Source organism: Paenarthrobacter sp. 10L420 (assembly GCF_056395385.1).
On sequence record NZ_JBFTJK010000009.1, the window covers coordinates 123,241 to 149,666 of the forward strand.

Here is a 26,426-nt window from a genome sequence, read left to right on the forward strand (position 1 = left end):
GCCGCCCCATGGGACTATAGTTCCCGGACATGTAAAGCCGCGCCCGTACTTGGGGGCAACGAGCATTCGCGGGGTAATTGTGGGGAAATTGTCAGCGCCTGCGGCTATCGTGCTGGCTGGCGCACTGGCCATATTGGTAGCCGCGTCCAGCCAAATCCTGCCAGCGACAGACGCCGTACCGGGCGGCGGCACTACTTCTTCGGGCAGTGTTCCTTCCGGCCTCACGGTCCCTGAAACGAGTACGACGCCGGACGCCGCACCTTTGGGGGCGACCCCCGCGGCCAGCGAAGGAGCCGGCGTCGACTCTTCGCCAGGGCCGGGTTCGGGGACCAGCCCCGGTTCAGAAAATGGTGCGCCGACTAGACCGGTTGCGATAGATCCGACTGTTGAGACGCCCCCTCCGGTGCCGAACATCGGACCCTCATGGGGTCCGGACAATCCTTCCTCGGACGGCACTCCCTCCGGCCCTGAGGCCAACGAGCCACCCGCCCCAAGTCCTCCCGCCGCGTCCGCACCGTCGTCGGCTTCCCCCACCTCCGTTCCAACGCCAACAGCGCCTGCCGCAGGACCTGGCCCGTCGGAGTCACCGACGCCAACAGCGCCACCGACACCGACGCCGTCGCCAACACCCTCACCAACTCAAACACCGACGCCGTCACAAACGGCACCCGCGCCGTCACCAACGCCGGTCACACCGACACCCACTCCATCGTCAACGACGTCCTCGCCCACACCAGCCCCCACGCCCTTCCCCGGCAAGACCCCGAGCAGCGATGCGGATCCGGACAACGGTGCCCTCGCGCTTCTCCCGGACGACAACACCGCGGCCATCCTGACCGTGTTCAACGCGATCAACAGCTACCGCGCTTCTCTGGGCCTGGCCCCGGTGAAGTATCACGCCACGGTGGCGAGCATGGCGCAGGAATGGTCGAACAGCATCGCCAGCCGTGAAGTGATCCAGCACCGGGCGAACTTTTGGACGGATCCGCGGGCGCTGAACCCGAACAACGGCGCTGGTGAGGTCATTGCTGTCCGATGGGATCGTGACGCTGCCCAACTGGTGGAGTGGTGGAAGGGCTCCCCCGGTCACGACGCCCTGCTGCGTGATCCACGCTTCAATGTGATGGGCATTGGAATCACGTACACGGATGGCACTTGGCAAACGACTCCCAACCGCTACACGCTGTGGGGCGTGGTCAATTTCTTCGGCTACACCACGCTGCCTGCCGGAACCACCACGCGGCCAGGCGGGACGGTTACGCCGCCCACGGATCCTGTGGGTGTGTGCGAACCCGGCGGCAAGTACCAGCCGCCTACCGTGAATCTCAGCGCGGCAGCCATCGGCAGCGCTGCAGACCTTGTATCCATCAGCTCGGACGGAACGGTGTATTCCTACCCCTCCTTGGGTAACGCCAAGTACGGCACGGCCCGCAAGATCGGAATCGGTTTCACCGGGCTCAAGGAGTTGTTCGTATCGGATTGGGACCGCGACGGCGTCTTTGACCTCATCGCCCAGCGCCTGGATGGAGCGCTCCTGGTGTACCCGGGCAGACAGTCAGGCGGCTTCGGATCCCCGGGAGTCCTGGGCCAGGGATGGGAGTCCCTCAACATAGCCGTGGGCAATTGGTGTGCAAACAACCGCCTGCCTCAAATTGTCGCCATGGATGCATCCGGCGGGCTCTGGCTCTACAAGAATTCCGGAATGACATACATACGAACCCAGGCGGCAATCGGAACAGGCAACAAGGCCGTCCGGCTGAGCATGGTGGACTATAACGCCGATGGTTTCCAGGATCTCCTCACGGTGGAGCCCAACGGATACCTGAGGCTGTACCGGGGCACCGGGCTGGGCACCCCGAAGCAGGAGGTCAGGCCTGTGGTGGGTGCCGCGTGGACCGACTACACCGGTTTGCGTTCACTTCAAGGAGTGGCCGGCGCAAACACCACAGGCGTCGCTGGCCTGGGCACCAATGGAGTATTGGAGTATTGGGACCTCACGTCGGGAGGACTGACGACGCCGGTGATCATCGGCAGTGGTTGGAGCGGCTTCAAGCTCGCCCAGTAGGGAACCGCCCAGTAGTCAAACCGCCTGGCCGGACTCGATGACGGTCTTGAGTTGCTCCAACTGGGCAACTTCACTTTCCATGGTTTTCTGGATCATGCCGTTCATGAGTTTTTGCAAGCCCTTGGGGTGGTACTCCAGAGCAAACCTGAGCCGCGTCGTCTTGCCCTCGGTGCTGAGGTAGTAGCCGCCCGTGGGCCGGGCCGGTCCGGCCACCACCGCGAAGCGCACTTCTGCGCCCGGCCGGGCCTCTGTGATTTCGAAGTCGGCCGCGATCGGCCGGCCTCCCGGGCCAGTGAGCGTCTGCTGATAGACCGCGCCCTTCTGGCCGCGCACCCCGGATCGAACCGATATGCTGCGGATGCCGGAACGCCAAAGGGAGTTGTTCATGCCATCCATCAGAAATCCATAGACGGTCATGGCATCCCTGCTGATCACCACTTCGTAAGCTGCAAATGCCACGGAAACCTCTTTCGGCGTACGGTTCGAATGTCGTAGCCCGGTTCCCCATACACTGCAGCTAACACCTTCAGAATAGTCAGCCTCGCTTGCCTGCGACACAAGACAAACGAGCCTTGACCGAATGGTTACCTGGCGGCGTATCTGAGACACAGCTGACACATAGTCCCGGGCCGGGTAGAGTTCGTGCCGCTGGCAAAAACCAAATTGGGGGCGTAATGCGAGTACTGAAACATCCGTTTGTCCACGGCAATGCACGACGACGGCTGGCCGCCTGCGCGGCATTCCTCGCCATGGCGGTGGCTGGCGGAGTCATGACCGCGGCGCCTGCGTCGGCACTTCCAACAACGGCACCCTCGGCGGCGGCATCCACAGTCGCGAACAAAGTGGCAGTGCCCACCACTGTGAATCCCCTGCCAAGCCTGGACCCCATCGGTGACCCTGCAAGCTTCTCTGTCCTGGTCAATAAATCCAGGCCGCTGAATCCCGTCAGCTACGCCCCGAACGACCTCATCAATGCCCGTGGCTCCGGCCAGTACATGCGGGCCGAGGCCGCCGCGTGGCTCAACGGTTTGTTCCAGGGAGCAGCCGATGCTGGTACCGGCGGTCTGTCGATCGTGAGCGGCTACCGTTCGTATGCTCAGCAGCAGGAAGTGTATGCCTACTACGTCAGGATCTACGGCCAGGCTTACGCGGACACCATCTCGGCACGTCCCGGGTACAGCGAACACCAGACCGGCCTCGCGATGGACATCGGCAATGCTGCCGGTTCCTGTGGCCTAAGCACCTGCTTCGGAGATACAGCGGCCGGCAAATGGGTGGCAGCGAACGCGCACAAGTACGGCTTCATCGTCCGGTACCCCAACGGCTACACGGGCACCACCGGGTACAGCTATGAGCCGTGGCATCTGCGGTACGTTGGCGTAGCGCTGGCCACTGACATGAACCGTCGCGGATTCCCGACGCTGGAGCACTACTTCGCTGGAAACCCGGCAGCGGCCGCCAGCATCAAGTCCGGCGCCGACCTCGTAGCTGCCGACTCTTCAGGCCGGATGCTGCGTTACCCCGCGACGGCGGCAGGCGGGTATGGGGCGCCCGTCCAGATCGGTTCGGGCTGGACGGGTTTGAAGCAAGGCTTCGTGGTGGACTGGGACATTGATGGCGTTTACGACATCCTTGCGCAGTGGAACAACGGCGTCCTGGGCGTTTACCGCGGCCTTCCCGACGGCGGCTTCGCTGGCCAGGTTGTCGTGGGCAATGGCGGTTGGGATCGCATGACCATCACCGTGGGTAAGTGGACGCACGCGCACCCCCGGCCCGGCGTCGTCGGGTATTTTCCGGATGGTGTGCTGCGCTACTACCCCAACACCTTCGGCGGTGCGCTGAGCGCTCCGCAGGTCATCGGCAAGGGCTGGAACGGCATGGAACTGACCATGGCCGACTGGGAGGGCGATGGAGCCAACGACATCCTGGCGAGGACAGCTTCCGGATCTTTGGTCAACTATCGGGGAGACGGCTGGGCTGGTTTCTTTGGCCCGGCCACCACCGTAGGTACGGGTTGGCAGTACATGCGCACGCTGCTGCCTAGCTTCGGGCTGACGGGCGCAGGCACACGCGGCATCACTGCCCAAACTGCTGACGGCAACCTCTACAACTACGGCCTCGGCAGGGGTTCCTGGACTACCTACGAGCAGGTTGGATCCGGTTGGAACAGCTTGAAGCTCTTCAAGTAGACATGGCGTGTGCGCCTGTCATGAGGACCGTCGTAACTGCGCTAAGCTAGGACTCGCTCCGGCGAATAGCCGACAGCGATGCGGGCGTAGCTCAATGGTAGAGCGCTAGCTTCCCAAGCTCGATACGCGGGTTCGATTCCCGTCGCCCGCTCCATCATGACCCCTTGCCTCCGGGCAGGGGGTCATCTTGTTGGGAACCCGTATGGTCCTGACCCTCACAATCACCAGATAAGGCCCCGCACCCGTCGACCCCGGCGGCCACCGAGCCTAAACTCGTAGATACATCCACCTATCCGGGAGGTCCCCCAATGACTCTCACCGACGATGCTGAGGCGGCTCCACTCGCCGTCATCCACCGCCTGCTGGAAGCCACGAACAAACATGATTTGGAAGCCTTGGCCGAATGCTTCGCGCCCGGCTACGTCAATGAGACGCCTGCCCACCCCACCAGGGGCTTCACGGGCAGGGACGCTATCCGAAGCAACTGGGAGCAGCTCTTCACGGGAGTGCCGGACATCAAGGTTCGAATGGTGTCCCATAGTGTGACCAGCAGTCAGGTCTGGACGGAGCTGCACATGCAGGGCGCGTGGCGGGATGGCACGCCGCATGAGCTCACAGGTGTCATCATTTTCGGCGTGGAAGAGGGCGTCATTAACAGTGCCCGGTTCTACATGGAGCCTGTGGAGCACTTCGTCCGCGTTGACGACACCGCGGATCGCGTCAGCCACCGTGTGACCCATGGTCGGCCCGCCGTCGAGCGTGTGCAGTGAGTCAGCCCGATACACAGCGGCTCAGGTGCTGGGTGTATCGTCAGGAGTCAGGAGCCATTTCGGCTCCGCTCTAGGGAGCGATCATGGGCGACAAATCACCGCGCCAAGCTGCATCGAAGAAGTCCAGTAAATCCATCAAGGAAAAGCGCGCGGACAAACGGGCTGCCGACTCGCCCGACACTGCGGCCGCGAAACCCGCAACCGGCAATAAAAAGTGATTGGGGCGCAAAGTCCGCTAAGCATTGGCGTCCTGGGTTCTTCGCTGAAGCCCAACGAGCAACGGCTACCGATCCACCCGGAACATCTTGAGCGCATCGCTCCGGAACTGCGCCAACGGCTGCACCTTGAATATGGCTATGGCGAACGCTTTGGTGTTTCGGACAGCAAACTCGCCGGACTTGTCGGCGGACTGGGCACACGGCGAGAGCTCATCGCCCAGAACGACGTTATTCTGCTGCCCAAGCCGCAGGCCGAGGATCTTGCTGAACTCCGGGACGGGCAGACCCTCTGGGGTTGGCCACATTGCGTTCAGGACGAGGCCATCACGCAGCTCGCGATCGATAAAAAACTAACGCTGATCGCGTTTGAAGCCATGAACCACTGGGCTGCCGATGGCGGTTTCGGACTTCATGTCTTCCACAAAAACAACGAGCTTGCCGGATACTGCTCGGTGCTGCATGCGTTGGCTTTGACCGGGTCGACGGGTGATTACGGCCGCCGCCTGACGGCAGTGGTCATTGGTTTCGGCGCCACTGCCCGAGGTGCAGTGACAGCCCTGAATGCTCACGGCGTCCATGATGTCCAAGTGCTGACCAACCGCGGAGTCGCCGCGGTCGGATCTCCGATTCATTCGGTGCGGATCGTGCAGTTCGACCACGACAACAATGCACCATTCCTGAGCGAAGTCATCACAGACGGGGGCCGCAAGCCACTGGCCCCGTTCCTTGCTGCCGCGGACATTGTGGTCAACTGCACCTTGCAGGACCCAAACTCGCCGCTGACGTACCTGCGGACCGAGGACCTGGCCGATTTCCGGCCGGACAGCCTGATCGTGGACGTGTCCTGCGATCCCGGCATGGGATTCAGCTGGGCAAGGTCCACAACATTCGATGAGCCCATGTTCCGGGTGGGCGGGCATGTGAACTATTACGCCGTTGACCACAGCCCCTCCTACCTGTGGAACTCGGCCAGCTGGGAGATCAGCGAGGCCTTGTTGCCATTCCTCGAGACTGTGGCCGCCGGTCCTGACGCATGGGACGCCAACGAGACGATCTCCCGCGCGATCGAGATTCGCGACGGCGTCATCCGCAACCCGGATGTGCTCGAGTTCCAGGGACGCTCGGCGGAGTACCCACACCTGCCGACTGCGGTCCAAGCGCCCGTAGCCTAAAGGCCCACGAAAAAGGCAGTGCGTGCGGCTTCACCGCAGGCACTGCCTTTTCGTTTGCGTGCGGTTATGCCGCTTGCGTCCGTTATGCAGTCTGTGTCCGTTATGCAGTCTGTGTCCGGTCCACAATCCGGAGCACACGACGCCTGTCCCGCAAGTCCACCTTGATATGGAGGGATGCCTTCCGGGCCAGCACGACGGCGACCACGGCCGCCGCCGTTGCCGGCACACCGCCAGCCACCAGGATGGCCAGGTGCGGACCAAGGTGCTCAGCGAGCCAACCCATCACTGGGCCGCCAATTGCCTGGCCGCCGATGAGCACCACTAAGTAAAGGCTCATCACGCGGCCTCGAATGCTCATGTTGGAACTGGTCTGCACCATCTGGTTTGCCGCGGTGAGGAACATGAGGCACCAGAATCCGGCCAGGACCATCGAGACGCTGAACCAGACCATCGACGGCATCACGGACGATAGGCAGAGCATCAGGCCGTACAAGCCTGCCGACAGCACCACCGACCGCAACCGAAGCTGACGACGTCGGGTGGATGTCACAGCGCCCGTCAGTGCACCGAGCGCAACCATCGCGTTCAGCAGGCCGTAGCCTCCGGCCCCGGCGTCGTACACGTGGTCCGCAAAGGCGGCCAGCAGCACCGGGAGGCTCATAGCGAAAACGGCCACGAACCCGGCCATCAACCATGGCCAGTAGATGGTGGGTTTGCTGAGTGCGTACTGGAGGCCTTCGCGCAGCATGCCCTTCTTGCGCGGTGTCGGTCGGCTAAGGTGCAGCTGGTCTTTGCGGAGGATCAGGAGCATAGTCACGGTCGAGCAGCATGCCACGGCATTGGCCGCGAATGCCCAACCAGCGCCCACAGCAGTGAGCAGCCATCCCGCGAGTGCCGGACCGATCAGGCCACCGAGCTGGAAAGTTGTTGAGTTGACGCTGATGGCGTTGCGCAGGTACTTGGGACCCACGAGTTCATTGACGAACACCTGCCGCGCCGGCTGGTCCAGGACGGTCACAAAGCCCAGGACCAGGGCTATTGTGTAGACGTGCCAGACTTCTACGCGCTGGCTGAGGGAAAGCGCCGCCAATGTCGCAGCAAGCACGGCTGCCGCCGACTGGCAGATGATGAGGATCTTTCGCTTGGCGAAGCGGTCGGCCATCATGCCACCCCACGGGCCAAGGAATAACGAAGGCATGAACTGCAGCGCCACGGTAATTCCGACGGCGGTGACGGACCCGGAGAGCTGGAGCACCATCCAGTCCTGGGCGATGCGTTGCATCCAGATCGCAATCACGGCAATGAAGTGGCCGATTGCGAAGATCCTGAAGTTGGGTACCTTCAGGGAGATACAGGTGTGCCGCCAGGGCAGCTTTTCGCTTACGACGGCGAGTGGCTGGGTGACGGTGTCCGGCGTCTGCGGCGCGGACAGGGAATCGATGACGGGCTGGCTGACATTTGCCGCTGAAGGCGGTGGGGGTGCCAAAGGTAGTCCTCGGATCGAGAGTTTCGGTGGGATGCCTTTAACGCTATGGTTGCCAGCAGCAATTATGGAAGCGTATTACGTCTATAACTAGCATTGCGGATTGCAATGAGGCTCCCGCACTTCCGCAGTAATTCGACCCAGCGCTAGAGGAGTTCCGTGTTTGAACCTGTCCAGCTCCGCTCCTTCCTGGCCGTCGCCGAAACGCTGAGTTTCACCAAGGCGGCCGAACGATTGGGACTAGCCCAGCCAACGGTGAGCCAGCACGTCCGCAAGCTCGAAACCGCCGCCAAGCGGGTCCTCGTGGCCCGCGACACCAGGGAAGTCCGGCTGACGGACAATGGCGATGCCATGGCCGGGTTTGCCCGCAGCATCCTTGCAGCCCACGATTCCGCAGCACGATATTTTTCCGGTTCCGCAATGCGAGGGCGCCTCCGGTTTGGCACTGCCGACGACCTCGCCATCACAGGCCTTCCCCGTATCCTGCGCGAATTCCGCCAACTGTATCCGCAGATCAACCTCGAATTGACCGTCAGTCAGAGTGACCAACTCTACAAGCGCCTCAACGCTGGCCAGCTGGACCTCGTGTTCGTGAAGTGGGTGGCCGGCGCTAAGGAAGGCACGGTTGTTCGGCATGACAACTTCGCGTGGGTCGGCGTTGAGCAAACAGTTCTGGAACCCGGGGCGCCCGTGCCGCTGATTGCCTATCCCGCACCAAGCCTGAGCCGGAAGTTGGCCATCGATGCTCTGGAAGCCGCGGGCCGGACGTGGCGCATTACGTGCAGCACCAAGCAGATCAGCGGCGTGCTGGCCGCAGTCCGGGCAGGCATCGGTGTTGCCGTGATGCCCGCATCCCTGGTCCCCGAGGACCTCAAAGTCATCACCCAGCGTTTCGACCTCCCGCCCGTGGGAGACGTCGACTTCACCTTGATCCGGAATCCGTTGGCCAACGCTGAAGTCATCGATGCACTTACCCAGGCGATCATGGGGAGGGCGCTGAGTAAGTCGAACTAACGGCTGAGTCGGCCCACCTCGTGGCGGCGACGTTGCGCGGCCCACCATCGTGCGATGCGGAGGTCGTCCAGCGTGAAACGTCCATCGGGCAGAGCGGCCTGGATCCGATCGGCGTCGAACCTCAAAACTGGGCGAATTTCGTCGGGGAGCTCGGACGCGAACGGCGCGGGCTCGCTGACACCTTCCGCCAGCATTTGCGCTTGTGCTTTCGCCACGAGTGGGACCACCATTGTCCACTCGGTCAGCTGGGCAAGCATACGGATGGCCCACACCGGGACGGGTACGTAGACAGGGCGCCTACCCGCCACTCGCGCAATGCGACGAACAGCCGCGCCAAGTTCCAGCTCCTCGGCTCCAACAACGGCGACCGTCGGGCTTGGAATGCGCCCCTCAAGGGCAGCAAGCAATACGTTGACGGCTTCCTCGACCGGTATAGGTCGGACTGTCCGCTCGCGAAAACCTACGGTCGCGAATACTGGAAAGGTGCGCACGGCGCGAGTTACATGGTCCACCATATGATCACCAGGGCCGTAGATCATGCCCGCCTTAAGGATGGTGTGGTCGATCCCGGACCGCCGGACGAGTTCCTCGGCAGCCCACTTCGTCTCGTGGTAGGGCGATCCGCAGTCGGGCCTTGCCCTGAGAAAGCTCAGCATAACGATCCGCTTCACGCCCGCTCGTCGGGCAGCCTCAATGACAGACTGGGTACCGTCCACATGGACACGCCGGAAAGTCTGGTCTCCGATCTCACGGTTTATCCCCACGCAGTGCACCACCACGTCACACCCGGCGAATGCCACCGTCAGAGCGTCCGCATCATTGATCTGCACGCCAGTCCGACGAGAGATCACCACCACGTCCTCGCTGCCAAGACGCGCCGCCAAGTGACGACCAACAAAACCGGTACCACCAGTAATAGCCACACGCATAACCTTGCTCCTTCGCTTATTAGCAATGAAGCTAAACTGTATATAGCAATCGTGCTATATTGCAAACATGGCAGATACAGCATCCGATATCTTCGCTGCGCTCGCGCATCCTACGAGGCGGCAGATCCTGCAGGACCTCAAGGACGGCGAGATGGCCGCGGGCGAGATCGCTGCGAGATTCAGCGCTACGGGCCCGACCATTTCCCGACACCTGAGCGTTCTCCGCCAAGCAGGCCTGATCTCAGAGCGGCGCGATGCCAATCGCATCCTGTACTCACTCGTCGGCGAGCGGCTCGCCCTCTCAGTGGGCGACTTCCTCTCGACAGTCTGCCCAGAGCAGATCGTGTTGCGTGAGGTCCGGAAGCGCAGCACCAGCCGCGGAGCAGAGGCGTAGCGTCCAGCCATCGGTCTCATCTATTCGGGTAAGCGCATTCCAGCTATCCTGAACCAATGATCGACCTCACTACGTTGGCGGACCTCACGCCGGGCATTTGTTCCGTCACACTGCGGGAGTCGGGGATTGACGACGTCGTCCGTATTTCTTCCGAAGCAGGCTTGGCAGGCATCGAGTGGGGTACGGATGTCCACGTCAGTGACGCTGCATCCGCTGCCCATGCCAAGGAAGCAACGGAAGCTGCTGGCCTCACGGTCCTTTCGCTTGGCTCCTACTACCGCGCCGGCGACTTCGGCGATTTCGGCCCGACATTGGAGCTGGCGGCGACCTTAGGCGCACCTCGAATACGCATCTGGGCTGGGGAGCTTGGTTCGGCAGACGCCCAAGACAGTCATTGGGATGCTGTCGTCAAGGACACGCAACGGGTGGCAGACCGGGCGGCCGAGCGAGGAATAGCCATCGCCTTCGAGTATCACGGGAACACCCTCACCGACTCCCCCGAAACGACACTTGAACTCCTGCAGCGGGTAAGCCATCCCAACGTCGGCACTTACTGGCAACCCGCCGTCGGGCTTTCCGACCAACAAGCGCTTGAGTCGCTCCACCGGGTGTTGCCTCACGTCATTGGCGTCCACTGCTTTTCCTGGGGACCCAAAGCCGAACGGTTCCCGCTCCGGAACAGGAAGCTGTTGTGGCAGACAGTGTCGGACGCCCTGCGGGGAAACGGCAAGGACATGGACATCATGCTGGAGTTCGTTGAGGATGACCTCCCGGACAACGTGCTCAACGACGCAGCATTCCTGCACACCATCACTCTCGGGGAAGACTAGCGCCGATTCAAAATGCCGTTCGTGAGCGTTATCGCGGACCGGCTAATCCCGCCGTCCGTCAACACCTAGTTCAGCGAGATTCGCAGACGTTCCACGCCCTCGGCACCTTCCGGCACTAGTTCCATGAGCTCCGGTTCATTGGCAAGGCGACCAAGCATGTTTGCCAGATGGTCCCGTTCAGCGCGCTTGTAGGTGACGTTACGAAGGTCAGAGGCTCGGACAACAGAGGCCAAGGTAAGGAAGTAATCGATGTGTCGTTGCCGTAGGGGGTCATTGATGATGGTCAGCGCTCCCGCTTTGCCGATGAGGCTGCCGAGGATCGTGGGCCGGTTGACGCTTCCTGCTGTTCGATGAACATTGCGGGAAGTTCAATCGGCATGGACGCTCCTGAGGATTTCGCGTGCGGCTTGTTGTTCACGAACACCGGGCCGTTCGGCCAGGTCTGCCGCCACCACTAGTGGGGGAAGTTCGTCGGGGACTTGCTCGGCGGCGCGGAGGATTACATTCGGCCTCTTGCCGGGGAATGGCTCAACCAGGAACCAGTCCTTGATGACGGCCTTGAGTTCGTCGCGTCGCACGTAGGCTTCAACCTCTGAGGTGGCCAGCAGCCCAGAACGCGGGTGAGAGACTCCGGAAAGGTGGATTCGCTTGTCCCCCCGAAGCTCGGCGATGTCGTCCGGGCTGGAAGAGAACTCGAATTTTTCGGCGCGATTGGGCAGCCATGCTGCGAGAAGCTTGAGTAAGTCCGAGGAGTCCTGCAGCCGGTTGATGCGCTCTTTCAGGCGATGCTTCTCGACCGGCGAGGGTTCGAAGTCATCGAGGAGAGACGGCCGCGAGCTGTCTTCCCGGAAGCAGGATATGAGTTGCCAGGCACTCCGTTCGGACAGGGGCCGGCCAGCAGGCTTACCAGGCCGGTACTGGACAGCGTCGGCTTCGTCAACGATCCAGCGTCCGCCGACCCGTTGGCCCCGAATGCGTCCGGATTGGACGAGCTGCCGTGCACGGCTCTCGTTGACGTTAAGGCGCTTCGCCAGCTCGGGGATACTCAATGCCATTTCATAATCCTAGCGGTATCGCTATGAATATGTAATCAGGTCGCACTTGCGTCGATTACATATTCATAGCGTTATCGCCACAAATGTGTAATCACCGGATGCCGTCAGCTAACCAGAGCCACCGCTTAGGCCCGGGCTGGGTGCTAGGGCAGCAACTAACCCGCCTGGCTCTCCACGGGAAGCTCCGTACTTCGGCGGAGCTTGACGGAGCCAACAACAGGGCCGCCCTCCGGGTCGCCGGCCGCAAGCCTTCCAATGTCCTCCAGCGGCAGATAGACCGTGGACAAGGCGGGACGGAAGTCACGCAGGGTTTCGATATCGTCAAAACCAGCGATGTTTGCATCGCGGGGAATCCACACGCCCTCTGACCGCAGCGCGGCGGTCACGCCGATGGCCATGACGTCGTTCACCGCGAAGATGCAGAGGCGTTCTTCGGAGGCCTTGATTCGTTCGGCCAGCGCCAGCCCGGCATCGTATCCTCCCGCACGGTTGAAGCCTGTACGGATAACCTCGGCGCGGGGCCGGCCGGCGTCGGCGAGTCCGCGCTGGAAGCCGCGGATCCGGTCATCGGAGGTAAAGAGTCCCTCAGGGCCACCAACAATGACGAAGGCGCCCTCATGGGAGGCAGCCAACTCGTCAGCAAGCTCCGCGGCGAGGTCCTCGTTAGGTACCTCAACTACGTGGTAGCCCTCGTCCGCAGTGGAGCCCACGATCGGGTGGCCCACTACGCCGACATGCCCGCCATTACGGCAATAGCGGTCCAACTCGGCAGCGAGCTCCAGGTTGCTTTGCTCGTCCTCGGGCCGTGCCGAGCGTGAACCCGCAATGACAATTGAATCTGCGCGACGGGCAGCGAAGGCTGCCACGGCTTCACGCTCATCCGAAGGGGCGCCGGACGTGCTGGCCAACAGCACCATACGGTTCTGTTGGCGGGCTGCCTCCTGGACGCCGCGGGCAATGGCGGAAAAGTAGGGGTCGGCGATGTCGTGGACAATCAAGCCGATGAGCCCTGAGCTGGACTTTGCGAGCGCCTGGGCTTGGGCATTGGGGACGTAGCCGAGCTTTTCCGCAGCCTCCCGGACGCGCTCCGCAATATCCTCCGCGGGTTTACGGGTGGAACCGTTGAGGACACGGGACGCTGTGGCCAGGGAGACCCCTGCCAAACGGGCAACTTCACTTAGTGTGCTGGCGGCCACGAGGCCCTCCTTTTCTGCAAGCCTTCGAGACTGGCGCTAAAGAAATTATGGCAGTCTTCACCCATTTTTGGGAAAGCGCTTGCCAACCCATCCGAGGATGGTGCATGATCGAAGCAATGGGAATGCGCTTTCCCACCCTTCGAATTGCAAACACCGGTAACGCAAAGCGGCCGGCACACAAGGACCTGGAGAAAACATGGGCTACGAAACAAAGACGATCCGCATCGCCATGAACGGCATCACCGGCCGTATGGGTTACCGCCAGCACTTGCTGCGATCCATCCTCCCCATCCGCGACGCCGGTGGCTTCACGCTCGAAGACGGCACCAAGGTACAGGTCGAACCGATCCTCGTTGGCCGCAACGAAGCCAAAATCCGCGAACTCGCCGAACTCCACAAGGTCTCCGAATGGTCCACCGACCTGGACGCCGTCATCGCCGATCCCACCGTGGACATCGTGTTTGACGCCTCCATGACCAGCCTTCGCGCCGCCACCTTGAAGAAGGCCATGCGCGCCGGCAAGCACATCTTCACCGAAAAGCCCACGGCTGAGACTCTCGAAGAAGCAATCGAGCTCGCACAGATCGGCAAGGAATCCGGCGTCACTGCTGGCGTCGTGCATGACAAGCTGTACCTCCCCGGCCTGGTCAAGCTCCGCCGTCTGGTGGACGAAGGCTTCTTCGGCCGCATCCTCTCCATTCGTGGCGAATTCGGCTACTGGGTCTTCGAAGGCGACGTCCAAGCTGCACAGCGTCCGTCCTGGAACTACCGCAAGGAAGATGGCGGCGGAATGACCACGGACATGTTCTGCCACTGGAACTACGTGCTTGAAGGCATTATCGGCAAGATCAAGAGCGTCAACGCCAAGACCGCCACGCACATCCCCGCACGCTGGGACGAGGCCGGCAAGGAATACAAGGCCACCGCTGACGACGCTTCCTACGGCATCTTCGAACTCGAAACCCCTGGCGGCGACGACGTCATCGGCCAGATCAACTCCTCCTGGGCCGTCCGCGTCTACCGCGACGAACTGGTTGAGTTCCAGATCGACGGCACGCACGGTTCCGCCGTCGCCGGTTTGAACAAGTGCGTTGCACAGCAGCGCGCCCACACTCCCAAGCCTGTCTGGAACCCGGACCTGCCCGTCACCGAGTCCTTCCGCAGCCAGTGGCAGGAAGTTCCGGCCAATGCTGAGCTCGACAACGGCTTCAAGCTGCAGTGGGAAGAATTCCTGCGCGACGTGGTCGCTGGCCGCGAGCACCGCTTCGGCCTGCTCTCCGCAGCCCGCGGCGTGCAGCTCGCCGAGCTCGGCCTGCAGTCCTCGGCAGAGCGCCGCACCATCGACATCCCGGAGATCACCCTCTAATGACGTCACTCATTCTTCCTACCGACGACGGCGGCACCCGCGAGTACCGCCTCCAGCCCGCCACTGCCTGGGTCAAGCCGAGCGCTCCCCTGACGGCCCGCCGCGCTTACGCCGCAGCCCACGTCATCCCGGAGGTCGCGGCTGACAACACCCCTGGTGCCCCGGCCCAGCTCGACTGGGATGCAACGCTGGCGTACCGGCACGAACTCTGGTCCTACGGATTGGGCGTCGCTGACGCCATGGACACCGCGCAGCGCGGCATGGGCCTGGACTGGGCAGCCACGCAGCAGCTCATCAAACGAACCGGCGCCGAGGCCGCTTCGGTAGTGGCAGCAGGCAACGCCGCGACAGCAGGCAAGTCCGTCCGCGACCTCGTCTCCTGCGGCGCAGGCACCGACCAGCTGGATATCGCTGTACTTCCCGAGGGCGCTGCCGGCATTCAGGCAGTTATCGATGCCTACCGCGAGCAGATCGCCGTGGTCAGCGAGGCCGGCCCCAAGGTCATCCTCATGGCCTCCCGTGCCTTGGCAAAGGTGGCCAGCGGCGCCGACGACTACCTGCACGTCTACTCGACGCTCCTGCAGGAAGTTGACCAGCCCGTCATTCTGCACTGGCTCGGCACGATGTTCGATCCCGCACTGGCCGGCTACTGGGGCTCCGACGACGTCTCTGTGGCCACCGAAACGTTCCTTAGCCTGATCCGCGAGCACGCGGACAAGGTCGACGGTGTGAAGGTTTCGCTGCTGGATGCTTCCCATGAAGTCGCCCTCCGTGCCAACCTTCCGGAAGGCGTCCGCCTCTACACAGGCGACGACTTCAATTACCCGGAGCTGATCGACGGCGACGACACCCACCACTCAGACGCCCTGCTGGGCATCTTTGCCGCCATTTACCCTGCCGCTTCGGTTGCCTTGCAGAAGTACGACGCCGGCCAAGGTGCAGAAGGGCGCGCCATCCTGGACTCCACCCGTGAGCTAGGAAAGCACATCTTCAGCGCACCAACGTTCTACTACAAGACCGGCATCGCGTTCATGTCCTGGCTCAACGGCAAACAGCCGGCATTCCAGATGGTTGGTGGCCTGCACTCGGGACGATCCGTCCTGCACCTCGCCAAGACCTTCGAACTGGCCGATCAGGCCGGCTTGCTGAAGGACCCTTCGTTGGCAGCCTTCCGGATGTCCGACTACCTGAGGATCAACGGAGTGGGCGCATGAGCGACTTTTCCAGACTCTCGCTGAATAGCGCCACGACCAAAAAGTGGACTCTTGCCGAAGCTGTGGACGGTTGTGCGGGCGCCGGCATCCCCGCGATCGGGCCATGGCGTGATCGCGTAGCGGAAGCCGGCCTGGACAAGGCGGCCAAGCTCATCAAGGACGCCGGCCTCCGTGTTTCGTCCCTGTGCCGCGGCGGCTTCCTCACAGCGCCTGATGCCGAAGGTCAGGCTGCGGCGCTGGCTGACAACTTCAATGCCGTCCGCGAAGCAGTGGCGCTGGATACGCAGGAGCTGTTCCTGGTGGTCGGCGGGCTCGCTCCTGGCGAGAAGGACGTCGTCGCGGCACGCCAGCGCGTGGCTGACCGCCTCGAGGAACTTGTCCCGTTCGCTTCCGAGAACGGTGTACGGCTGGTGCTGGAACCGCTGCACCCGATGTACGCCGCAGACCGCGCCCTCATCTCCACCCTTGGCCAGGCCTTGGACCTTGCCGCGCCTTACGACGCGAAGGCAGTGGGTGTGGCCGTCGATACGTTCCACGTCTGGTGGGATCCCGAACTGAAGGCCCAGATCGAACGTGCCGGACGCCATAACCGCATTGCCTCCTACCAGGTATGCGATTTCAACCTGCCGATCGCTTCGGACGCGCTGCTGTCCCGCGGAATGATGGGCGACGGCGTCATTGACTTCGCGACCATCGGCACCTGGGTGCGCGACGCCGGATATACGGGCGATATCGAGGTTGAGATCTTCAATCAGGAAATCTGGGACGCCGATGGCGATACCGTCCTGGAAACCATGAAGCAGCGCTACGCGGAACTCGTTCTGCCGTACGCCTAAAACGTGGTCCTCCCGCAGATTCCCTAAGCTCCGCGGGAGGACCGCCCCAAGCAAGCGAGCCCCTGCCCGGTCACGGCAGGGGCTCGCTTTTTCGCACCCTGTTTGTTTCAGCAGCGAGGCCCGGAATGCCCATGTTAGATAAGTGGTACATAGCTGAAACATTGCGTCGATGAGAGGAAACAATGGCCACCTACGCTGGTTTCACCTGGACAAAGAAGTCCAAGAAACCACTGAAAGGACACCACCATGATGCTCTTGAAGACACTCAATTTTTTCCTGGACGCCAGCAGTAGCCACAGCGGGTCCTCGGACGATTCCCCTGAAGAAACGACGCCTGCTGCCACCTTCGCTTTTGAGCGCCTGTCCTCCAGCGCCTGGGAGGGCTGGTGGGATGACGCCGATCAGGGCTTTCCTGCAGGGGCATAATCCGAGCGGGATCCTGAGTCCGGCTACACGTTGGCGGGCACGTGGACCTGGGCGCGCGGAACACCGATCAAGGTGAGAGTGCCGCCGTCGTTGGCTTCTAACTCCAGCCGGATGTTACGGGTTCCCTCCTCCGGCTGGACGGAGCTGACACGGAAAACCTCACCGTGAATTTCCACACGGTCGCCGTCTCGGACGCTCTTGAGCTTCCGGTAGGTGCCGGGCCAGTTGACGCGAGGTTCACTTCTTGTCTTCGGCATCGGCTGTGCGTTCCTGTGATTCGTTGGTGCGTGTTTCGTCATCGTAGTTTTCACGAAGTTCCTGCCCGCGGCGGATAATGTCGTCTTCCTGCTTCTGCTGCTTGTCGCTTCGCTTGGTACCCCGGGGCGGAAGTTGGATTGTCTCTTCAGCTTCAATCCCTCCCTGCAATTGGCGCCCGCGTTCCATTTCGGCGTCAAATTCTGCACCAAAAAGCAGCGACATATTAAGGATCCAGAGCCACAGCAGCATGATGATGACGCCTGCCAGCGTTCCATACGTCTTGTTGTAATTGCTGAAGTTCCCAACGTAAAAGGCAAAGCCCAACGATGCCAGGGCAAATATCACCAGGGCGATGAGGGACCCCGGGCTGATCCAACGGAACTTGGGCTGCTTGACGTTTGGGGTGAAGTAGTAGAGCACGGCGATGACAATGACCACCAGCAGGATCAGGACCGGCCATTTGGCAATGTTCCACACGGTCAGGATCGTGTCGGACATTCCGATTGCCTTACCGATAGCCTCAGCCACTGGCCCGCTGAGGACGAGCATCGCGGCGGCCAGTGCCGCGCCCACAAGGGCGACAATGGTAACGGCAAGCATCGTGCCGCGCAGTTTGACGAAGCCACGGCCTTCATCCACTTCGTACACGCGGTTCATCGCCCTGCTGAAGGCCGTGGTGTAACCGGAGGCCGACCACAACGCCACCAAGATGCCGAGGGCCAGAGCAAAGCCCGCCGCGTTGGACCGCGTCAGTTCCTCGATGGGCTGCCGCATGGCGTCAACACCGGGCCCGGGGGCGAATTGCTGCACGATTTCCAGTAATGCCGTGGCGGTTTTCCCGGCGTCGCCAAAGATGCCAATGAGGGAGACCAACGCCAAAAGGGCAGGGAAAAGGGAAAGCACTGCATAGTAGGTGAGGCCGGCAGCGGCATCAGGACATTGATCCTTGTTGAACTCCCGCAGTGTCCGTTTTGCGATATACATCCAAGTGGGTTTGACGAGGTCGTTGAGACTGTCCGGCTTACGGTCGTCGTCAGGGGCGGGAGCATTGCCCGCCTTCGCTGTGCTGGTGTGTGCTGAATTCTGAGTAGTCATGGGACACCTGTTCGTGGGTTGAGCATGCGCGAACAAACTGACCACTTAATAGTAAGCATACTGATGATTCGCATGGAAGAACCCAGCGCAGAGATCCTGCGAATCCCGGAAAACCTCTTCGGCGAAAAGATGCCCTACGCGGGCTTGCCCAGAAGGAATTCGAACGGCGACTCAATGACAGTGCGGATCACTTGGCCCGCCGCTCCCAGCAGCGTCCCCGAGTGCTCCAAACGGGAAACGGTGAGGCTCTCCGGCTCCAGCAGCCCCGGCGCGTACCTTTCCAAACTCGACAGCACTGCCGGTTTCAGCCAATCGGCGAGGACGGCAAAGTGGCCGCCGAGCACCACGGCTTCGATGTCCATCAGACGCGCAGAAGAGGCGAGCGCGATGCCCAGGTACCGCCCGGCGTCGCGCACTGCACGCTTGGCATGCGGCTCATCGGCGGCCAAGGCCGCGAGCAGAAGTTCGGTTCGCTCGCCAAGTGACCCCTCCGGGATGCGGGCAGCCTCAAAAATAGCTTCCTGTCCAGCGAATGTTTCCAGGCAGCCAGCCCCTCCACAGGAACATGAGGGCCCTTCTGGATGCACCACGATGTGGCCCAATTCGCCGGCTGAGCCGCCAGGTCCCGTGTAGAGCTCCGAACCGATGATGACCCCGCCACCAACGCCGACTTCGCCGGAAACGTAGAGGAAGTCCGCCGGGCCATCGCCGTACCAAAGCTCGCCAAGGGCAGCACTGTTTGCCTCGTTGGACAGCCGGACACCGAGCGGCGCGTCTTCCAGCAACGCCTGCGGATCCAGCTGCTCGTGCTCCCAATGAAGGTTTGGAGCGGACAGGACGATGTTGCGCTGCTCATCAACCAGGCCGGGGACTGCAAGTCCGCCACCCAGGATCGTGATGCCTTCAGCAGCGGCTGCAGCTTTGGCCTCATCGGCGAGTTCACCCAGATGCTCCATGACCGCGCCCGGCTTGAGCCCCCGGTTGCGGGACTCCACTGTGGAACTGAAGCGCAGGTTCCCGCCGAGGTCCACCAGGCCAACGGCCAGATAGTCGACGTTGATTTCCATTCCTACAACGCCTCGGCGGGAGCTGAGCTCAAGGCCCTGACCCGGCCGGCCCCGCTCCCCATCGCGATACAGGCCAACCTCGGAGACGAGCCCTGACTCCACGAGATCAGCCACCAAACTCGATACCGCAGCCTTGGTCAGCCCAGTTCCAGCAGCCACTTGGGCGCGGCTGGGCTTGGCGTCGCCGTTGCGGGCGATCGAATCCAGGACAAGCGAAAGATTACGACGGCGGACATCGCCTACGCGCCCGGGGGCAGCTTGCTCATTCACTCTCGCAGCCTCCTCACGGGGTTGAAAGATTTTTGCCGGTTTCCATTGACCATGATCCATCATCCCCCATATAGTTCAGATTGAAAACTAATTGGAGTGCTTTTCATCCATGGCCTCCTCGCCGCCTTGCAAAGGAGCAACAATGACCCCGCAGCCAACTCCCCAGGACCGTTTCACGTTTGGCCTTTGGACCGTGGGATGGACAGGCGCCGATCCCTTCGGCGTTGCGACCCGGGCAGCCCTGGACCCGATTGAAGCCGTCCACAAGCTCAGTGAACTCGGCGCTTACGGCATCACTTTCCACGACAATGACCTTGTCCCCTTTGACGCCAGCGCATCCGAGCGTGACCTCATCCTGAAGAACTTCAAGGGCGCATTGGCCGAAACGGGCCTCAAGGTTCCGATGGTTACCACCAACCTGTTCAGCCACCCCGTCTTCAAGGACGGCGGATTTACCTCCAACGACCGCTCCGTCCGACGCTTTGCCTTGAGCAAGATCCTGCGCAACATCGACCTCGCCGCTGAACTCGGCGCCGAGACGTTCGTCATGTGGGGCGGCCGCGAAGGCAGCGAGTACGACGGCTCCAAGGATCTCTCCGCAGCTTTGGACCGGATGAAGGAAGGCGTGGACACCGCCGCCGGATACATCAAGGAGAAGGGCTACGGCCTTCGGATTGCCTTGGAACCCAAGCCCAACGAACCCCGCGGCGATATCTTCCTGCCGACGGTTGGTCACGGCCTGGCGTTCATCGCGCAGCTGGAACACGGCGACATCGTGGGCCTCAACCCCGAGACGGGCCACGAGCAAATGGCGGGCCTGAACTTCACCCACGGCATTGCCCAAGCCCTCTGGGCCGGCAAGCTTTTCCACATCGACCTCAACGGCCAGCGTGGGATCAAGTACGACCAAGACCTCGTCTTCGGCCATGGCGACCTCACCAGCGCCTTCTTCACCGTGGACCTCCTGGAGAATGGCTTCCCCAACGGCGGACCCAAGTACGATGGCCCTCGCCACTTCGACTACAAGCCCTCCCGCACCGACGGTTACGACGGTGTGTGGGAATCGGCAAAGTCCAATATGTCCATGTATTTGCTCCTGAAGGAACGCGCCCTCGCTTTCCGCGCCGATCCGGAGGTTCAGGAAGCGCTGACCACCTCGGGCGTGTTCGAGCTCGGCGAGCCCACCTTGAACGCTGGAGAGACCACTGCGGACCTCCTCGCTGATGCCAGCGCCTTCGACACGTTCGACGCCGACAAGACCGCCGAGCGCTCGTTCGCCTTCGTCCGCCTCAACCAGCTGGCCATTGAGCACCTTCTGGGCGCGCGCTAAAGGCATCAGCCTCCAGGAAAAATCAGCCATTCGCATTACCGTCGCCGGGGTCACCAGGATTGCTCCATTTCGGGGCTGCCAGCCCCGGCGACGGTCCGTAACGGAACAAGTCCCCAAAGGAACAAATCGCATGCCTCTCGTCGCCGGGATCGACAGCTCCACCCAGTCCTGCAAGGTAGTCATCAGGGACTCAGACACTGGCGCCCTGGTGCGGCAGGGGCGTGCTTCACACCCTGAGGGCACCGAGGTCCATCCTGATCACTGGTGGACTGCCCTTCAGGAAGCCATCAGCCAGGCGGGCGGTTTCGACGACGTCGATGCTGTCTCGGTGGGTGGCCAGCAGCATGGAATGGTGTGCCTGGACGAATCAGGAAACGTGGTCCGCCCAGCACTGCTGTGGAATGACACCCGGTCCGCACTGGACGCGGAAGAGCTGATCCTGGAAGCCGGCGAAGGTGATCCCGCGGCGGGAGCCGCATATTGGGCCGCCAGCACGGGGACTGTACCGGTGGCATCGCTGACGGCCACCAAACTACGGTGGCTGGCTCGAAACGAACCCGAGAATGCCCGACGCACTGCGGCCGTTTGCCTCCCGCACGACTGGCTGTCCTGGCGTTTGGCCGGTCATGGGCCGGGCACCGGGCCGTCATCTCTGGAGTTGCTCCGGACTGATCGTTCCGACGCTTCCGGTACCGGCTACTTCTCCTCCGAGATGGGGGAATACTTGCCGGAAGTCTTGAAAAGCACGCTCGGCCATGTCCCGGTGCTGCCGGCCGTCGTCGGGCCTTTAGATGCTGCCGGAAAGATGCCGAACGGTGCCTTGATCGGGCCAGGCGCAGGCGATAACGCCGCAGCGGGGCTGGGAGTCAGCGCCGCCGTCGGGGATGTTGTTATCTCGATCGGAACGTCCGGAACTGTCTTCGCTGTCTCGGACGTCCCTTCCCAGGACGCGAGCGGGCTGGTGGCAGGTTTTGCCGATGCCACGGGGAACTATCTGCCGCTTGCCTGTACGCTCAACGCCACCCGGATATTCGATGCCACTGCCGCACTGCTCGGCGTGGATTTGCCGGAACTCGGCAAGCTGGCCCTGTCCGCCGAGGAAGGGGCCGGCGGTCTGACCCTGGTGCCATACTTTGAAGGCGAACGGACGCCCAATCTTCCGGACGCCACAGGTTCACTCCATGGGCTCACAGTTTCCAACTACACGCCCGCCAACTTGGCCAGAGCCGCCGTCGAGGGTGTGTTGTGCTCCCTGGCCGATGGCCTTGCTGCTCTGCAAGCGCAAGGCGTGGCGGCCCGACGCATCATCCTTGTGGGCGGCGGCGCCCAGTCCGAAGCTGTGCAGCACGTTGCTGCGGATGTGTTCGGATTGCCGGTGTTCGTACCCGCTCCGGGCGAATACGTTGCAGACGGTGCCGCACGGCAAGCAGCCGGCGTCCTCACGGGAAAGCTGCCAGATTGGCCCCTTGAAGGAATCGAGGTTGCTGAGTCGAAGACCTCCGGGACGCCCGAGTTCCTGACGAGGTACCGCCATTACGCCGCCAAGGCAGCCATGGGCTGATCATCGCGCAGGTGCTCTATCGTGACAGGGTGAGCACTGAACAATCCGCACCAAGCAGGCCGCCTGTGATGGAAGACGTCGCCCGCGTTGCCGGCGTTTCCCATCAAACTGTGTCGCGTGTTCTGAATAACCATCCCAATGTGAGCCCAAAGACGCGCGAGCGCGTTGAACAGGCCATCACGGAACTTGGGTACCGCCGCAACACCGCTGCCCGCAGCCTGGTGACCCGACGCTCCCAGACCATCGGCGTCCTGGGAAGCGAGTTGGCGCAGTACGGCCCATCCCACACCCTCCTTGGAGTGCAGCAGGCGGCCAGGGAAGCGGGCTATTTTGTCAGTGTCGCGGGCTTGCGGGACGTCACGCCAGAGACCATCAAGGACGCCATGGCGCATTTCATGGACCAAGGCGTGGACGGCATAGTTGTCACAGTGCCGCATCCCGGGACCTTTGACGTCCTCAAGGACATCACCGCTCAAGTGCCCCTTGTGGCAGTGGGCTCTCTCGGCGACGAGCACCTCAGCGGCGCCACTGTGGACCAGCGCGAGGGAGCCCGTCTGGCGGTCCAGCACCTCCTTGAGCTGGGGCACAAGCACATTGGGCATCTTTCCGGGCCCGCTGATTGGATTGACGCAGTTGCCCGCACCGAGGGTTGGCGGGACGCCCTGCGTGAGGCCGGCCTGGAACCAGCGGCCCTGATCGAAGGCGATTGGAGTGCCGAATGCGGTTATCGCGAGGGCCTGAAAATCGCGGCCGAACGTTCCATGACGGCGTTGTTTGTGGCCAACGACCAAATGGCTCTCGGGGTGCTCCGGGCGTTCAATGAAGCCGGCGTTCAGGTCCCCTCCGATATCAGCGTTGTGGGCTTCGACGACCAACCCGAAGCCGCTTACTTCATCCCGCCGCTGACCACCGTGGCCCAGGACTTTGAGGAACTCGGCCAGCGCTGCATCGGCTTGCTGCTTGATCGCCTGGAGACCGGCAGCACGGGTACGCCAGTGACGGTGAAGCCCCGCCTGGTCATCCGGTCCACGACGGCGCGGCTCGCTAACTAAACCCAAGTAGGTCGCAGCAGAGCGCGTTCTGGACGTTCAAACGCGCTGATCTGCGACCTACTTGGGTCGGAGTGCCTGAAACAGTCCCACATGACGCGCATCCTCTTGACATCAAAGTTGTGAGCGCTAACAATTGCATCAGACCTTCTTCATTTCTTCCACCCCGACCCCCGGCAATGAGGCCTTGGCCAGCCGGATGGAGACCTCATGAATACCACTGAAAACCTCCCGCTCGACGAGCAGTTCGTCATCGGCGTGGACTACGGCACTTTGTCTGGTCGCGCCGTCGTCGTGCGCGTCTCGGACGGTGCCGAACTCGGCAGCGGCGTGTTCGAATACCCGCACGCCGTCGTGTCCGACCGACTGCCCGCTACGGGCCAGCGGCTGCCCGCCGACTGGGCGCTCCAAGTGCCCAATGACTACCGCGACGTCCTGCGCAACGCGGTACCGGACGCCGTCGCCGATGCCGGAATCAACCCGGAACATGTGGTGGGCATCGCTACAGACTTCACCGCCTGCACCATGGTTCCGACGACGGCGGACGGCACTCCGCTGAACGAACTGGAACGCTTCGCGGACCGTCCCCACGCTTACGTCAAGCTGTGGCGTCACCACGCCGCGCAGCCGCAGGCCGACCGCATTAACAAGCTCGCCGAGGAACGTGGAGAGGCCTGGCTTCCCCGGTATGGTGGCCTGATCTCCTCGGAATGGGAGTTCGCCAAGGGACTGCAGCTGCTCGAGGAAGATCCCGAAGTTTACGGCGCCATGGACCATTGGGTTGAGGCGGCCGACTGGATCATCTGGCAGCTGTGCGGCAGCTACGTTCGGAATGCCTGCACCGCTGGATACAAGGGCATCTACCAGGACGGCAAGTACCCGTCGGAGGATTTCCTCGCCGCGCTGAACCCCGACTTCAAGGGTTTCGTTTCGGAAAAGCTGGAGCACACCATCGGGCGCTTGGGCGACGCCGCAGGCTACCTGACGGAAGAAGCAGCGGCTTGGACCGGGCTCCGAGCCGGAATCGCAGTGGCAGTCGGTAACGTTGACGCCCACGTCAGTGCCCCTGCAGCCAACGCTGTTGAGCCGGGGCAACTCGTGGCCATCATGGGCACGTCCACGTGCCACGTCATGAACGGTGACGTCCTGCGCGAAGTCCCGGGCATGTGCGGCGTCGTGGATGGCGGCATCGTGGACGGATTGTGGGGCTATGAAGCCGGACAGTCCGGAGTGGGCGATATCTTCGGCTGGTTCACCAAGAACGGCGTCCCCCCTCACTACCACCAAGCTGCAGCCGCCAAAGGCCTGGGCATCCACGAATACCTCACCGAACTCGCAGAGAAGCAGGCAATCGGCGAGCACGGCCTGATTGCCCTGGACTGGCACTCAGGCAACCGCTCAGTGCTGGTGGACCACGAACTCTCCGGCGTCGTAGTGGGCCAGACCCTTGCGACCAAGCCCGAGGACACCTACCGCGCGCTGCTGGAGGCCACGGCCTTCGGCACCCGCACCATCGTGGATGCATTCCGTGATTCCGGAGTACCGGTGAAGGAGTTCATCGTGGCTGGCGGACTGTTGAAGAACAAGTTCCTGATGCAGGTCTATGCAGACATCACCGGCCTGCAGCTGTCCACCATCGGCTCGGAGCAGGGACCCGCCCTCGGCTCGGCAATCCACGCCGCTGTAGCTGCCGGGAAGTACAAGGACATCCGCGAAGCGGCGGCATCCATGGCAGCTGCCCCGGGCGCTGTCTACACGCCGATCCCTGAAAATGTCAGGGCCTACGAGGCACTTTTCCAGGAATACCGCACCCTGCACGACTACTTCGGCCGCGGGACCAACAGCGTCATGCATCGCCTGAAGGCAATTCAGCGCGCTGCCCACACGGCCATCACAGAAGGGGTCAACGCATGAGCACGCTCTTGGAAACCATCGCAAAAGTCCGGCGCGAAGTCTGCGACCTCCACGCTGAGCTGACCCGCTACAAGCTGGTTGTCTGGACTGCGGGCAACGTCTCCGGACGGATCCCTGGCTACGATCTCATGGTCATCAAGCCCTCCGGCGTCTCCTATGACGACCTGACGCCCGAGCAAATGGTGGTCACGGACCTCTACGGAACTCCCGTCAGGGGCATCAACATCGGAAGCGGCGGAACCGTTGACTGGGGCAACCCGGACCTCTCGCCGTCCTCTGACACTGCAGCACATGCCTACGTCTATCGGCACATGCCCGAGGTTGGCGGTGTGGTGCACACGCACTCCACCTATGCCACGGCCTGGGCCGCCCGCGGTGAAGAGATCCCCTGCGTGCTGACAATGATGGGCGACGAATTCGGTGGCCCGATCCCGGTAGGCCCGTTCGCGCTGATCGGAGACGACTCGATCGGACAGGGAATCGTGGAGACCCTCAAGAACTCTCATTCCCCCGCCGTGCTCATGCAGAACCACGGACCTTTCACCATCGGCAAGGACGCCAGGTCCGCGGTGAAAGCAGCCGTGATGTGCGAGGAAGTGGCAAAGACGGTGCATGTCTCCCGCCAACTCGGCGAACCCCTGCCCATTGACCAGGCCAAGATCGACTCGCTCTACAACCGCTACCAAAACGTCTACGGCCGCTAAAGCGGACGTCTCAACACTTTC

Annotated in this window: 26 protein-coding genes and 1 tRNA gene; 18 read left to right on the forward strand and 9 right to left on the reverse strand. The window is 62.4% G+C overall.

What is annotated here, in order from left to right; translation table 11 throughout:
- Positions 1-88 precede the first annotated feature (88 nt).
- On the forward strand, positions 89-2,065 hold the full coding sequence (locus AC1DD5_RS14920; protein WP_477521949.1) for a CAP domain-containing protein: 1,977 nt from the start codon (positions 89-91) through the stop codon (positions 2,063-2,065).
- Positions 2,066-2,080: 15 nt separating this feature from the next.
- On the opposite strand, the gene AC1DD5_RS14925 is transcribed toward AC1DD5_RS14920, so the two are convergent.
- Positions 2,081-2,524 (reverse strand): SRPBCC family protein, encoded by a 444-nt coding sequence (locus tag AC1DD5_RS14925; protein ID WP_442006076.1) that lies wholly within the window; start codon positions 2,522-2,524, stop codon positions 2,081-2,083.
- Positions 2,525-2,739: 215 nt separating this feature from the next.
- On the opposite strand from AC1DD5_RS14925, the gene AC1DD5_RS14930 reads away from it, so the two are divergent.
- The 5 genes from AC1DD5_RS14930 (at position 2,740) to AC1DD5_RS14950 (ending at position 6,414) form a co-directional block, all read left to right on the forward strand.
- Entirely contained in the window at positions 2,740-4,254 is a 1,515-nt protein-coding gene (locus AC1DD5_RS14930; protein WP_477521950.1) for a M15 family metallopeptidase, read from the forward strand.
- A gap of 80 nt (positions 4,255-4,334) precedes the next feature.
- Positions 4,335-4,408: transfer RNA gene (locus tag AC1DD5_RS14935), tRNA-Gly, on the forward strand.
- 154 nt (positions 4,409-4,562) lie between these two features.
- Entirely contained in the window at positions 4,563-5,024 is a 462-nt protein-coding gene (locus AC1DD5_RS14940) for a YybH family protein (protein ID WP_477521951.1), read from the forward strand.
- 83 nt (positions 5,025-5,107) lie between these two features.
- Positions 5,108-5,242: a hypothetical protein gene (locus AC1DD5_RS14945; RefSeq protein WP_442006079.1), complete on the forward strand. Its 135-nt coding sequence runs from the start codon at positions 5,108-5,110 to the stop codon at positions 5,240-5,242.
- Positions 5,239-6,414 (forward strand): N(5)-(carboxyethyl)ornithine synthase, encoded by a 1,176-nt coding sequence (locus AC1DD5_RS14950; protein WP_477521952.1) that lies wholly within the window; start codon positions 5,239-5,241, stop codon positions 6,412-6,414. Before AC1DD5_RS14945 ends, AC1DD5_RS14950 begins: the two co-directional genes overlap by 4 nt.
- A gap of 100 nt (positions 6,415-6,514) precedes the next feature.
- Here AC1DD5_RS14950 and AC1DD5_RS14955 read toward each other — a convergent pair whose 3' ends face one another.
- Positions 6,515-7,900 (reverse strand): MFS transporter, encoded by a 1,386-nt coding sequence (locus AC1DD5_RS14955; protein ID WP_477521953.1) that lies wholly within the window; start codon positions 7,898-7,900, stop codon positions 6,515-6,517.
- 156 nt (positions 7,901-8,056) lie between these two features.
- On the opposite strand from AC1DD5_RS14955, the gene AC1DD5_RS14960 reads away from it, so the two are divergent.
- Positions 8,057-8,911 (forward strand): LysR substrate-binding domain-containing protein, encoded by an 855-nt coding sequence (locus AC1DD5_RS14960; RefSeq protein ID WP_431116895.1) that lies wholly within the window; start codon positions 8,057-8,059, stop codon positions 8,909-8,911.
- Here AC1DD5_RS14960 and AC1DD5_RS14965 read toward each other — a convergent pair.
- Positions 8,908-9,840, reverse strand: a complete 933-nt coding sequence (locus AC1DD5_RS14965) for an NAD-dependent epimerase/dehydratase family protein (protein ID WP_477521954.1) — start codon at positions 9,838-9,840, stop codon at positions 8,908-8,910. The two genes, AC1DD5_RS14960 and AC1DD5_RS14965, sit on opposite strands and share 4 nt — an antisense overlap.
- Positions 9,841-9,907: 67 nt before the next feature.
- On the opposite strand from AC1DD5_RS14965, the gene AC1DD5_RS14970 reads away from it, so the two are divergent.
- Both AC1DD5_RS14970 and AC1DD5_RS14975 read left to right on the forward strand, forming a co-directional pair.
- On the forward strand, positions 9,908-10,234 hold the full coding sequence (locus AC1DD5_RS14970) for a metalloregulator ArsR/SmtB family transcription factor (protein WP_442006084.1): 327 nt from the start codon (positions 9,908-9,910) through the stop codon (positions 10,232-10,234).
- A gap of 56 nt (positions 10,235-10,290) precedes the next feature.
- Positions 10,291-11,064 carry a sugar phosphate isomerase/epimerase family protein gene (locus tag AC1DD5_RS14975; RefSeq protein ID WP_477521955.1) on the forward strand — a complete coding sequence of 258 codons (774 nt, stop codon included), beginning with the start codon at positions 10,291-10,293 and terminating at the stop codon, positions 11,062-11,064.
- Between the two features lie 65 nt (positions 11,065-11,129).
- Here AC1DD5_RS14975 and AC1DD5_RS14980 read toward each other — a convergent pair whose 3' ends face one another.
- The 3 genes from AC1DD5_RS14980 to AC1DD5_RS14990 all read right to left on the reverse strand — a co-directional run bounded on the left by AC1DD5_RS14980 (position 11,130) and on the right by AC1DD5_RS14990 (position 13,315).
- Positions 11,130-11,297: a hypothetical protein gene (locus tag AC1DD5_RS14980; RefSeq protein ID WP_477521956.1), complete on the reverse strand. Its 168-nt coding sequence runs from the start codon at positions 11,295-11,297 to the stop codon at positions 11,130-11,132.
- A 135-nt stretch (positions 11,298-11,432) separates the two neighbouring features.
- The gene (locus AC1DD5_RS14985; RefSeq protein WP_477518615.1) at positions 11,433-12,119 is read right to left on the reverse strand and encodes a helix-turn-helix domain-containing protein; all 687 of its coding nucleotides are present in this window, start codon (positions 12,117-12,119) and stop codon (positions 11,433-11,435) included.
- Between the two features lie 155 nt (positions 12,120-12,274).
- Positions 12,275-13,315, reverse strand: coding sequence for a LacI family DNA-binding transcriptional regulator (locus tag AC1DD5_RS14990; RefSeq protein ID WP_477521957.1), 1,041 nt, complete (start codon positions 13,313-13,315; stop codon positions 12,275-12,277).
- A 196-nt stretch (positions 13,316-13,511) separates the two neighbouring features.
- On the opposite strand from AC1DD5_RS14990, the gene AC1DD5_RS14995 reads away from it, so the two are divergent.
- The 4 genes from AC1DD5_RS14995 to AC1DD5_RS15010 all read left to right on the forward strand — a co-directional run bounded on the left by AC1DD5_RS14995 (position 13,512) and on the right by AC1DD5_RS15010 (position 17,157).
- Positions 13,512-14,681: a Gfo/Idh/MocA family protein gene (locus tag AC1DD5_RS14995; RefSeq protein WP_477521958.1), complete on the forward strand. Its 1,170-nt coding sequence runs from the start codon at positions 13,512-13,514 to the stop codon at positions 14,679-14,681.
- A complete protein-coding gene (locus AC1DD5_RS15000) occupies positions 14,681-15,895 on the forward strand; it encodes a dihydrodipicolinate synthase family protein (RefSeq protein WP_477521959.1) in 1,215 nt (404 codons plus the stop codon). Before AC1DD5_RS14995 ends, AC1DD5_RS15000 begins: the two co-directional genes overlap by 1 nt.
- Positions 15,892-16,731, forward strand: a complete 840-nt coding sequence (locus tag AC1DD5_RS15005; protein ID WP_477521960.1) for a sugar phosphate isomerase/epimerase family protein — start codon at positions 15,892-15,894, stop codon at positions 16,729-16,731. Before AC1DD5_RS15000 ends, AC1DD5_RS15005 begins: the two co-directional genes overlap by 4 nt.
- 246 nt (positions 16,732-16,977) lie before the next feature.
- Positions 16,978-17,157 (forward strand): hypothetical protein, encoded by a 180-nt coding sequence (locus AC1DD5_RS15010; RefSeq protein WP_477521961.1) that lies wholly within the window; start codon positions 16,978-16,980, stop codon positions 17,155-17,157.
- Between the two features lie 23 nt (positions 17,158-17,180).
- Here AC1DD5_RS15010 and AC1DD5_RS15015 read toward each other — a convergent pair whose 3' ends face one another.
- The 3 genes from AC1DD5_RS15015 to AC1DD5_RS15025 all read right to left on the reverse strand — a co-directional run bounded on the left by AC1DD5_RS15015 (position 17,181) and on the right by AC1DD5_RS15025 (position 19,907).
- The gene (locus AC1DD5_RS15015; RefSeq protein WP_477521962.1) at positions 17,181-17,414 is read right to left on the reverse strand and encodes a hypothetical protein; all 234 of its coding nucleotides are present in this window, start codon (positions 17,412-17,414) and stop codon (positions 17,181-17,183) included.
- Positions 17,395-18,510 (reverse strand): YihY/virulence factor BrkB family protein, encoded by a 1,116-nt coding sequence (locus tag AC1DD5_RS15020; RefSeq protein ID WP_477521963.1) that lies wholly within the window; start codon positions 18,508-18,510, stop codon positions 17,395-17,397. Before AC1DD5_RS15020 ends, AC1DD5_RS15015 begins: the two co-directional genes overlap by 20 nt.
- 134 nt (positions 18,511-18,644) lie before the next feature.
- On the reverse strand, positions 18,645-19,907 hold the full coding sequence (locus AC1DD5_RS15025) for an ROK family transcriptional regulator (protein ID WP_477521997.1): 1,263 nt from the start codon (positions 19,905-19,907) through the stop codon (positions 18,645-18,647).
- An 82-nt stretch (positions 19,908-19,989) separates the two neighbouring features.
- Here AC1DD5_RS15025 and xylA point away from each other — a divergent pair, with 82 nt between their 5' ends.
- From xylA to AC1DD5_RS15050, 5 genes are all read left to right on the forward strand, one after another.
- Positions 19,990-21,177 carry a xylose isomerase gene (xylA, locus tag AC1DD5_RS15030; protein ID WP_477518622.1) on the forward strand — a complete coding sequence of 396 codons (1,188 nt, stop codon included), beginning with the start codon at positions 19,990-19,992 and terminating at the stop codon, positions 21,175-21,177.
- Positions 21,178-21,307: 130 nt separating this feature from the next.
- Positions 21,308-22,738, forward strand: a complete 1,431-nt coding sequence (gene xylB / locus AC1DD5_RS15035) for a xylulokinase (protein WP_477521964.1) — start codon at positions 21,308-21,310, stop codon at positions 22,736-22,738.
- A gap of 68 nt (positions 22,739-22,806) precedes the next feature.
- On the forward strand, positions 22,807-23,790 hold the full coding sequence (locus AC1DD5_RS15040; protein ID WP_477521998.1) for a LacI family DNA-binding transcriptional regulator: 984 nt from the start codon (positions 22,807-22,809) through the stop codon (positions 23,788-23,790).
- A 207-nt stretch (positions 23,791-23,997) separates the two neighbouring features.
- Positions 23,998-25,701, forward strand: coding sequence for a ribulokinase (gene araB / locus AC1DD5_RS15045; RefSeq protein WP_477521965.1), 1,704 nt, complete (start codon positions 23,998-24,000; stop codon positions 25,699-25,701).
- Positions 25,698-26,405 carry an L-ribulose-5-phosphate 4-epimerase gene (locus tag AC1DD5_RS15050; RefSeq protein WP_477518625.1) on the forward strand — a complete coding sequence of 236 codons (708 nt, stop codon included), beginning with the start codon at positions 25,698-25,700 and terminating at the stop codon, positions 26,403-26,405. Before araB ends, AC1DD5_RS15050 begins: the two co-directional genes overlap by 4 nt.
- Positions 26,406-26,426: the final 21 nt, after the last annotated feature.

Bases quoted from the DNA above. Each gene is read 5' to 3' on its own strand.
- araB (WP_477521965.1), top strand. From the start codon at position 23,998: ATGAATACCACTGAAAACCTCCCGCTCGACGAGCAGTTCGTCATCGGC.
- AC1DD5_RS15020 (WP_477521963.1), bottom strand. From the start codon at position 18,510: ATGACTACTCAGAATTCAGCACACACCAGCACAGCGAAGGCGGGCAAT.
- AC1DD5_RS14940 (WP_477521951.1), top strand. From the start codon at position 4,563: ATGACTCTCACCGACGATGCTGAGGCGGCTCCACTCGCCGTCATCCAC.
- AC1DD5_RS15015 (WP_477521962.1), bottom strand. From the start codon at position 17,414: ATGCCGAAGACAAGAAGTGAACCTCGCGTCAACTGGCCCGGCACCTAC.
- AC1DD5_RS14975 (WP_477521955.1), top strand. From the start codon at position 10,291: ATGATCGACCTCACTACGTTGGCGGACCTCACGCCGGGCATTTGTTCC.
- AC1DD5_RS15050 (WP_477518625.1), top strand. From the start codon at position 25,698: ATGAGCACGCTCTTGGAAACCATCGCAAAAGTCCGGCGCGAAGTCTGC.
- AC1DD5_RS15010 (WP_477521961.1), top strand. From the start codon at position 16,978: ATGATGCTCTTGAAGACACTCAATTTTTTCCTGGACGCCAGCAGTAGC.
- AC1DD5_RS14995 (WP_477521958.1), top strand. From the start codon at position 13,512: ATGGGCTACGAAACAAAGACGATCCGCATCGCCATGAACGGCATCACC.
- AC1DD5_RS15005 (WP_477521960.1), top strand. From the start codon at position 15,892: ATGAGCGACTTTTCCAGACTCTCGCTGAATAGCGCCACGACCAAAAAG.
- AC1DD5_RS14945 (WP_442006079.1), top strand. From the start codon at position 5,108: ATGGGCGACAAATCACCGCGCCAAGCTGCATCGAAGAAGTCCAGTAAA.
- AC1DD5_RS15040 (WP_477521998.1), top strand. From the start codon at position 22,807: ATGGAAGACGTCGCCCGCGTTGCCGGCGTTTCCCATCAAACTGTGTCG.
- AC1DD5_RS14930 (WP_477521950.1), top strand. From the start codon at position 2,740: ATGCGAGTACTGAAACATCCGTTTGTCCACGGCAATGCACGACGACGG.
- AC1DD5_RS14985 (WP_477518615.1), bottom strand. From the start codon at position 12,119: ATGGCATTGAGTATCCCCGAGCTGGCGAAGCGCCTTAACGTCAACGAG.
- xylB (WP_477521964.1), top strand. From the start codon at position 21,308: ATGCCTCTCGTCGCCGGGATCGACAGCTCCACCCAGTCCTGCAAGGTA.
- AC1DD5_RS15025 (WP_477521997.1), bottom strand. From the start codon at position 19,907: ATGGATCATGGTCAATGGAAACCGGCAAAAATCTTTCAACCCCGTGAG.
- xylA (WP_477518622.1), top strand. From the start codon at position 19,990: ATGACCCCGCAGCCAACTCCCCAGGACCGTTTCACGTTTGGCCTTTGG.
- AC1DD5_RS14970 (WP_442006084.1), top strand. From the start codon at position 9,908: ATGGCAGATACAGCATCCGATATCTTCGCTGCGCTCGCGCATCCTACG.
- AC1DD5_RS15000 (WP_477521959.1), top strand. From the start codon at position 14,681: ATGACGTCACTCATTCTTCCTACCGACGACGGCGGCACCCGCGAGTAC.
- AC1DD5_RS14965 (WP_477521954.1), bottom strand. From the start codon at position 9,840: ATGCGTGTGGCTATTACTGGTGGTACCGGTTTTGTTGGTCGTCACTTG.